This window comes from Candidatus Erwinia dacicola, assembly GCF_001756855.1.
In the GTDB taxonomy this organism is placed as follows: domain Bacteria; phylum Pseudomonadota; class Gammaproteobacteria; order Enterobacterales; family Enterobacteriaceae; genus Erwinia; species Erwinia dacicola.
Genome location: NZ_MAYS01000102.1, coordinates 1 through 1,148 on the forward strand (window position 1 = coordinate 1; position 1,148 = coordinate 1,148).

The window sequence follows — 1,148 nt, forward strand, 5'->3', positions numbered from 1 at the left end:
TCTGTCACACAATCACGTTCAACAACGGCATCCAGATCCGGCGCACGCACCTTCACCTTCACCAGCGCCAGCGTTTCACACATCTTGCGGACGGCGGGCGCATCAGAAGCGCCAAAGCTGGAGTGCGACAGCAGTGCGACTTTTGGCTCAATGCCGAAGCGACGCACGGTTTTTGCCGCCATCAGCGTCAGCTCGGCCAGCTGTTCCTAGGTTGAGTTTTCGTTGACGTAGGTATCGGCAATAAAAGTATTGCCGCTCGGCAGCTCCAGCACATTCATCGCTCCGGCAACTTTAACATCCGCACGGAAGCCAAACAGCTTTTCTACGATGTCGTAATGCTGCTTATAGTCGCCGATGGTACCGCAGATCAGCGAGTCGGCTTCACCTCGGCGAACCATAATTGCGCCAATCAGCGTCGGATTACCGATCACCGCCTGAAGCGGTGAAACGCCGCGTCGCTTCATGATCTGGTAATACTCGTTCCAGTACTCTTTGAAGCGCGGATCGGATTCGTTGTTCACCACCTCGAAGTCTTTGCCCGCCTCAATTTTTAGCCCCAGCTTCTGTAAACGCATCTCGATTACGCTTGGGCGACCAATCAGGATCGGTTTCGCCAGACCGAGCGTCACCAGCTCCTGCGCGCCACGCCGGACTCCATCGCCGATTTCGCTACCGCAGGGGCGATCTGCACAATCAGACGCGGGTCAAACGGTTTAGGGATGAGGTAATCTGGGTCAAACGACAGCTCCTGATTGCCGTAGGCCGAGGCGACCACGTCGCTCTGCTCCGCCAGCGCCAGTTCGGCAATAGCCGTGCACCGCCGCCAGCTTCATCTCTTCGTTAATTGCCGTCGCGCCCACGTCGAGCAGGCTGCGCTTGCCGCTCTGTCGGCTCACCCATTTCGAATCGCACACTACGATGTTGTGCTTCTGCATACCCAGCGTCATCAGCAGGTTGAGGCAGGCAATGGCAGAAGCGCCCGCGCCGGAGACCACCAACCGCACGTCGGAGATGTTTTTCCGCGAATTCAGATAATAAGTGCAACGCTCGGTCATGTAGATGGAGGGACGGTTAGCTACCGATAAGCTATCCTGCTCTTCCGACTAAAGATGAGCGAATAACTATGAAATATCAGCAGTTAACCGAAG

Annotated in this window: 1 pseudogene; it reads right to left on the reverse strand. The window is 56.1% G+C overall.

Annotated elements, in window-relative coordinates:
* Positions 1-1,019, reverse strand: a pseudogene (locus BBW68_RS17530) (phosphate acyltransferase); the annotation flags it as partial.
* Between the last annotated feature and the right edge of the window lie 129 nt (positions 1,020-1,148).